The 5321-nt window shown below is 70.9% G+C and carries 8 protein-coding genes and 2 pseudogenes; 5 read left to right on the forward strand and 5 right to left on the reverse strand.

The window, feature by feature from the left end; translation table 11 throughout:
• Positions 1-810: hypothetical protein (locus tag ABZ656_RS56195; RefSeq protein WP_360280236.1), on the forward strand; the 810-nt coding region annotated here is incomplete at its 5' end.
• A 108-nt stretch (positions 811-918) separates the two neighbouring features.
• Here ABZ656_RS56195 and ABZ656_RS56200 read toward each other — a convergent pair.
• Positions 919-1197 (reverse strand): annotated as a pseudogene (locus tag ABZ656_RS56200) (TauD/TfdA family dioxygenase); the annotation flags it as partial.
• Between the two features lie 26 nt (positions 1198-1223).
• The gene (locus tag ABZ656_RS56205; protein WP_360280228.1) at positions 1224-1940 is read right to left on the reverse strand and encodes a thioesterase domain-containing protein; all 717 of its coding nucleotides are present in this window, start codon (positions 1938-1940) and stop codon (positions 1224-1226) included.
• On the opposite strand from ABZ656_RS56205, the gene ABZ656_RS56210 reads away from it, so the two are divergent.
• The 3 genes and pseudogenes from ABZ656_RS56210 to ABZ656_RS56220 all read left to right on the forward strand — a co-directional run.
• The gene (locus tag ABZ656_RS56210) at positions 1927-2181 is read left to right on the forward strand and encodes an antitoxin MazE7 (RefSeq protein WP_101408627.1); all 255 of its coding nucleotides are present in this window, start codon (positions 1927-1929) and stop codon (positions 2179-2181) included. The genes ABZ656_RS56205 and ABZ656_RS56210 overlap by 14 nt on opposite strands.
• A 4-nt stretch (positions 2182-2185) precedes the next feature.
• Complete coding sequence (locus ABZ656_RS56215) at positions 2186-2569, forward strand: toxin Doc (RefSeq protein ID WP_101408628.1); 384 nt, start codon at positions 2186-2188, stop codon at positions 2567-2569.
• 154 nt (positions 2570-2723) lie between these two features.
• Positions 2724-2870 (forward strand): annotated as a pseudogene (locus ABZ656_RS56220) (alpha/beta hydrolase fold domain-containing protein); the annotation flags it as partial.
• Positions 2871-3124: 254 nt separating this feature from the next.
• Here ABZ656_RS56220 and ABZ656_RS56225 read toward each other — a convergent pair.
• The 3 genes from ABZ656_RS56225 to ABZ656_RS56235 form a co-directional block, all read right to left on the reverse strand.
• The gene (locus tag ABZ656_RS56225; protein WP_101408629.1) at positions 3125-3502 is read right to left on the reverse strand and encodes a fic family toxin-antitoxin system, toxin component; all 378 of its coding nucleotides are present in this window, start codon (positions 3500-3502) and stop codon (positions 3125-3127) included.
• Positions 3502-3741 (reverse strand): hypothetical protein, encoded by a 240-nt coding sequence (locus ABZ656_RS56230; RefSeq protein ID WP_101408630.1) that lies wholly within the window; start codon positions 3739-3741, stop codon positions 3502-3504. Before ABZ656_RS56230 ends, ABZ656_RS56225 begins: the two co-directional genes overlap by 1 nt.
• A 255-nt stretch (positions 3742-3996) precedes the next feature.
• The gene (locus tag ABZ656_RS56235) at positions 3997-4755 is read right to left on the reverse strand and encodes a hypothetical protein (protein WP_101408631.1); all 759 of its coding nucleotides are present in this window, start codon (positions 4753-4755) and stop codon (positions 3997-3999) included.
• 179 nt (positions 4756-4934) lie between these two features.
• Between ABZ656_RS56235 and ABZ656_RS56240 the strand changes: the two genes are divergently transcribed.
• Positions 4935-5321 (forward strand): hypothetical protein (locus ABZ656_RS56240; RefSeq protein ID WP_360280233.1); only part of this gene is annotated, 387 nt, incomplete at its 3' end.

Consider the following 5321-nt stretch of genomic DNA (forward strand, 5'->3'; position numbering starts at 1 on the left):
GCCCTGAAGACGGTCGCCCTGGGCCTGCGTACCGTGGCGGAGGGGTGCGCGCACGGCTCGCGCCCGATGCCCGAGGTGCACGCCGTCGTCTACTCGCATCAGCAGCTGACGTTACGGCTCCTCGAAGCCGACGCGCTCGCGCCCGCACCCTGGAGCGCCGACGTCTCCGGGAAGGAGTGGTCGGTGCAACCGGCGAACCTGCGCCGGGCCGGCAACGGGGGCACCGGGCGCACCCATCCGTACTCCCTGACCGTCACCCTCGGCCGTCACCGGGACGACAAGGTGCTGGTCGACCTCTCGCAGATGTCGGGGACGATCGCCCTGACGGGAGACGATAACGATGTCCTGCGCCTGGCGCAGGCCCTCATCACCGAACTCGTCTCGGGACCGGTCGGGCTTCTCGCCACGGTCGTCCTGGTGGGTACGGCGGCCTCTCCCCCCGTCACCGACGGACTGCGCGCGCGCTCGCCCCGGCTGCACACCGCGGCCACCCAGGGCGAGGCGCTGACCCGCGGACCCGCCGAGCCGTCCGGACCCGTCGCGTCGGCTTCGGCGTTCCGGACCCCGCACAGCCGGCACGACCGCGCCACGGCGGCCACCGGGTCGCACTTCCGGCGGCTGTTCGTGGTGACTGCCGCCCAGTTCCGCAACGAGCGCTGGCGGGACACCCCGCTGCGGGGAACCGACAGGCTCCTGGTGCTCGGTTACATCCCCGATGCGGACTGGCAGCTCCAGATCAACGCCGACGGCTCCCTGGACACCGGCCGGCTCGGTCTCACCATCGACGCCCACACCGCCTGGCTCCCCTGAGCCGGGAGGTCGGACCCCCGGGGCGGTATCGTCCGCGTGCCGGCCGTTGCCTGCCACGTCTGCCGCGGCCGACGTCGTGCGGATCTCCAGGATGTAGGGATCGACCTCGGGCGGCGGCGGGTTGACGGGGCGCAGTTCGCCGAAGGCGGCGGCGAAGCGCTTGTGATGCTCGGCGGTGATCGTCTGATCGCGGAAGACGAGGACGTGGTAGTCGTGGAAGGCGGCCCGGATCTCTTCCAGTTGCTCCGCCGGGATCTCCTGCGACAGGTCGACGCCCGAGACTTCCGCCCCCAGGACAGGGGTGATCCGGTCGACGGTGAGAGTGCGGTAGGGGTAGGCGGGACGCGTGGTCACCGCTTCCAGTGCTTTGCGTTCGTATGACTCCATGTCATCCTCCAGAGCCGGGGTGGGGTTTACAGGTCGGTGGTCCCGCGGGTACCGGTACCCGGGGACGCCAGCGTCGCCCTGATGGTCTCGGCCACCGTGTCTACGTGGGGTGCCGCGACGATGCCGTAGTGGTCCGTGGGCAGATACCTGCGTACGGCGGACGGGGGCAGGCAGGTGTTCCACTGCCGGTCCGGCTCCTGAGGGTCCGCGGGAGTGGGCATGCCCGCCGTGGGGTGTTCGGCCAGCCACAGATACGTAGGGACGGAGGCGAGCGGCCGTACGCGATGTTCCCCGAGGCTGCGCAGGTTCACGCGGCAGCAGCGGGCCAGCCTCTCGGCGTACGCCTGTGCGTGCTCGGTCGGCAACGAGGAGGCGCCGGTGCCGAGTTCGGCGGCGAACACCTTTTCCAGCTGAGCCTCGTCGTACGCGGCGATCAGTGTTTCCGCCTGGGGCGGTGGCGGATCCAGAAGGTAGAGCGCTTCCAGCGGCCGGCCGGCCGACTCGGCGAGGCCCGCCATCTCCATCGCCACACGGGCGCCGTAGGACCATCCGGCCAGGTGAAGCCGGTGGTCCGGTCCGCCGAAGCGCTCACGTAGTTCCGCGTCGTAGTGTTGGGCCCGCTCGGCCAGTGACCATGCGGGCATCTCGGTGTCTCGGAGTGCCGGGTCGGCGATGAGACACACCGTCGGCGCGGGTCCGAGGGCTGCCACCAGGGAGCGGTAGGCCTGGATGTCTCCGCCCACGGGCACCAGCGTCAAGATCGACGACACCACACGAGACCGCCTCAAAGCCCTGGCCGACGGAGCGGGCCTGTCCATGAAGGACTACCTCGCCCGGCTGGCCGAGGAAAAGGAGCACGGGAAGCTGCTCGACACGGCCACCGCCGTCTTCCGCCGCATCATCGAGCCCGGCATCCTGGACCGGTTCGACGCGGACTTCGGCGGGCTCCCGCCGGTCACCCACGAAACGCCGCGGGCGGCCTGAACCTGTGGAACTGCTCGTCGACTACCGATGGCTCCTGGCCCGCCAGGAAGACATCCTCCGCACCGACCTCACCGTCAACGACCTCTCCGTGCTCGTCGGAATGGCGGCCCGCCACAAGGTCAACACCCCACGACTCGACCAGGCCGACCCCGACGCCTACTGGCGGGCCGCCGTGTTCCTGGAGGAATGCGTACTCCTGCGCCCCCTCCCCGCCCGCAACGAGGCCTACGGCTACGGCGTCGCCATCTCCTACCTCGAAGCCTCCGGCGAGCACGTGGACACGACGTACGGCCCCTGGCGCTCCCTGATCAACGACATCCGCACCCTGCGCCTGGACTCCTACAGCATCACCGAGCGCCTGCGATCCCTGCGCCTGCCGACCACCTGACCCGCCGCCGCCCTGCGTCCCGCCCTCTCGACTGTTCGCCCCGTGCCCTGGTGGAAAGGACGACTGAAGCTTCCCCTCTGCGTGATCAGCCCCGTGACCAGCGTGGCGAAGGTGCGGAACGTCGGCGATGTCTCACTGACTCCGGAAGGTCTGCGTGCACGACTATCTGGGCGACACGGATCCCACCGGCCCGCACGCCAGCCCCGTCTTCGCCGGCCTGACCGGCCTGGCGCCCTTGTTCATCCAGGTCGGCTCGCACGAGATCCTGCTCGACGACGCCGTACCACTGGCAGCGCGTGCCGCCGAGCATGACGTCCTTGTCGAACTGCAGGTCTGGCCCGAAGTGCCACACGTCTTCCAGGCGTTCACCGCGATGCTCGACGAGGGCGCTGCCGCACTCGACGCCGCAGCGCGTTCACTCGAGCCCACTGGGCCGACGGCGCCAGCGCCGGTACCGGCCCATCCGGCGAGGCGTTGCCGGCCGAGGCCACGTCGTAATCCGGCGAGGGTGGACAGGATGTGGCGTTGTGGGCAGGGCCGCCGTGACGACTGGGTTCAGGTGGCCTGCGGCCAGCCGCGCAGCAGGGTGGCGATCTTCGCAGCGGTGCAGGCGGGATCCCACAGCAGGTCGCGCAGGGTGACAGCGTCCTCCCTGGCGGGTTTGACCGGGATCCCGGAGGCTTCCAGGTACATCACGCCCGTCGCCGCGGCCACGGCCATGTTGGAGCGCTCCAGCCAGCGGCAGCGGCCGAGGATATGTACCAGGGCGGCGGCGCGGGCGTAGGGGCCGTCGTAGACGGGCTGGTCCAGCAGTTCGGCCCGGTGGCAGGCGACCGCGGCCACCGGCACCCCGTAGTCGTCGGGAGCGGGATCCCCAGCCCCCGCGATCTCCGCGACCTGCAGGATCCAGGGGACGTCGATGTGGAGGTTCATTACGCGGCGTGCGCTCCATGGGTGCGACGGTCGGCGTCTTCGGCTTCGTCGAAGATGTCCTGGTGCTCGGTGAGGAAGCGCTCTGCGGCGTCCAGGCCCCGCTGCCGTAGTCCTTCGGTGTCTTCCTGCACGAGGACGGCGATGTAGTCGCCGAGGCTCAGGCCCCGATCCCTAGCCCGGGCTTCTGCCAGTTGCTTGATCTCACTGTCGACGCGCGCGCCCAACTGTGTCTTCGCCATACCCTGATGGTAACAGCTGTTACCAGGTGCAGGGCGGCTTCCTGGAGGACCTCTGTGCCGCGGCCGGGGCCCCGCCGTTGGCAGGCGCGCGGCCCCGTGAAGCGCCCAGACTCCACCTGAGTACCAACACGCCGCTCGATCCGCATGGATGGGGTTCCCGGCAGGCGCAGGGTTCCGCCGCCCTCCGCTGGCGGGCGCAGGGCTGTGACCAGCATGGATGAGGTTTCCGGAGCGCGCAGCGCTACGGCGGGCTCGTTACGGTCGCCGGGTGGTGAGTAGTTCGGCGGCCAGTTCCGGGGCGGTCTGCGGACCCGGGCGAGGGACGGCATGGTGTTGGGGCGCGTTCGTCGGGGGCGCGTTCGATGACGGTGGTGCCGGTTTCGGCCTCCAGCACAGGGGCGAGCCGGCGGTGCGCAGGGCGGTCAGGGTGGTGTCGGGGGTCGCGGTGCTGATCAGGACGGTCGGGGCGATGCGGCGCAGGTTCAATTTGGCCAGGGCCCGGGCTTTGGACAGTAGGTCGGGGTGGTCGCCCAGACCGGGTCCGGCGCCGGGGACGGCGGGGAAGTGGCGGGCCGCGCCGGCGTGCAGCAGGACGAGTACTGCGTGTCCGGTCGTGGTGAGGGTGCCGTGCGCGGTGACCCCGCGGAGTTCGGCCTCCTGCAGGGTGGCGGCGGCGCGGGCCGTGGTGTCCTGGTCGGGGTTGGTGAGAACAGGCTGGAACCAGGCTGCGCAGGCCAGTAGTTGGGCCACCGCCTCCGGGCCGGGTGAACCTCCGCGTCCCGGGCCGGGACCCTGGCCGGGCGGCAGGTGCGCCAGGGCGTCGAGCAGCCCGATGCGCAGCGGGACGGCCACGGGGTCCTGGGGGGAGATGGGGGCGACCGGCGTCTCGTCCTGGTCGGGCCAGTAACTGAACACTTCGGGGGTGACCGCCCAGGTTGCCGGCGGCGGCAGCAGCCGGTCGACGGGGGAGGCGGCCAGCCAGTGAGTGGTGTGCATCGTGAAGTCGCAGGTCACGGGTCTGGTGTGAATGGCGAGTTGGGTACTCGTGCCGGTCGGAGGCCGATGACCATGGCGTAGATCATCGGGCAGGTCCGGCTCCGGCGGGATGCCGGGTTCGGCTGCGCCCACGACCGGTCCCTGCCTACGATCCGTCAGCAGGTCGGCGCGCCGTGAGAACGCGGGAGGGCGCGGGGATGCAGGAGCGGCAGTGGATCACCGCCCGCCGGAGCGAACTGGACGCCCTGGCCGAGGAGTTGGCCAAGCAGCTCCAGGAGGTCCAGGCCGAGCGGGATGAACTGGCGATCGCGGAGCGGGTGTTGAACCGTCTGGCCGAGCAGGCCCGGGCCGACGCCGGGGCTGTCGCTCCGGTATCGGCGAAGGTGGCCGGGCGGGCAGTCCTGCTCAATCCGCAGCGCAGCGATGCGGCCGACGAGGGTGCGCTGCCCGGCGACTACCGCGAGATCCTGGCGATCGTGCGGAAGGCCGACGGCCCGGTGCAGGTCAGGGCGGTCGGCGAGCGGCTGGGTCTGGACGCCTCGGTGCGCGGCAAGCTGGAACCTTTGCGGGCGAAGATGACCAAG

Origin of the sequence: Streptomyces sp. NPDC007095, from assembly GCF_040634475.1 — a bacterium.
In the GTDB taxonomy this organism is placed as follows: Bacteria; Actinomycetota; Actinomycetes; order Streptomycetales; family Streptomycetaceae; genus Streptomyces.

What these genes read in the sequence shown, in the direction of transcription:
- ABZ656_RS56210 (WP_101408627.1), top strand. Translation starts at nt 1,927, where the DNA reads ATGTCTCCGCCCACGGGCACCAGCGTCAAGATCGACGACACCACACGA.
- ABZ656_RS56225 (WP_101408629.1), bottom strand. Translation starts at nt 3,502, where the DNA reads ATGAACCTCCACATCGACGTCCCCTGGATCCTGCAGGTCGCGGAGATC.
- ABZ656_RS56230 (WP_101408630.1), bottom strand. Translation starts at nt 3,741, where the DNA reads ATGGCGAAGACACAGTTGGGCGCGCGCGTCGACAGTGAGATCAAGCAA.